Annotated in this window: 1 protein-coding gene; it reads right to left on the minus strand. The window is 48.5% G+C overall.

Going from position 1 to position 472, the window contains the following annotated elements:
• The coding region (locus tag A142_RS17160) for a transketolase-like TK C-terminal-containing protein (RefSeq protein ID WP_019821518.1) at nt 1–472 on the minus strand (472 nt) is incomplete at both ends.

A 472-nucleotide genomic window follows, 5' to 3' on the forward strand; every position in this document is an offset into this window, starting at 1 on the left:
CTTATCGAATGCGTCAGTTGCAGGCATAGATACTACGCGTACCGCTTTACCTTCAGCTGTTAGTTCAGCAGCAGCGCTAACCGCTAGCTCAACTTCAGAACCCGTTGCAATGATGATTAGCTCTGGCTTGCCAGCACAATCTTTCAGGATGTAACCACCCTTAGCGATGTTTGCTACTTGCTCAGCGTCACGATCTTGTTGTGCAAGGTTTTGACGAGAGAAGATAAGTGCAGAAGGACCATCTTTACGCTCGATTGCCAGTTTCCAAGCAACAGCAGACTCAACTTGGTCACATGGGCGCCATGTGCTCATGTTTGGCGTTAGACGTAGAGAAGCGATCTGCTCAACTGGTTGGTGAGTTGGACCATCTTCGCCAAGACCGATAGAGTCATGCGTGTAAACTTGGATGTTCTGAGTTTTCATCAGAGCAGCCATACGCATAGCGTTACGCGCGTATTCCATGAACATTAGG

This window comes from Vibrio splendidus 12E03 (genome assembly GCF_000272105.2).
In the GTDB taxonomy this organism is placed as follows: Bacteria; Pseudomonadota; Gammaproteobacteria; order Enterobacterales; family Vibrionaceae; genus Vibrio; species Vibrio splendidus_I.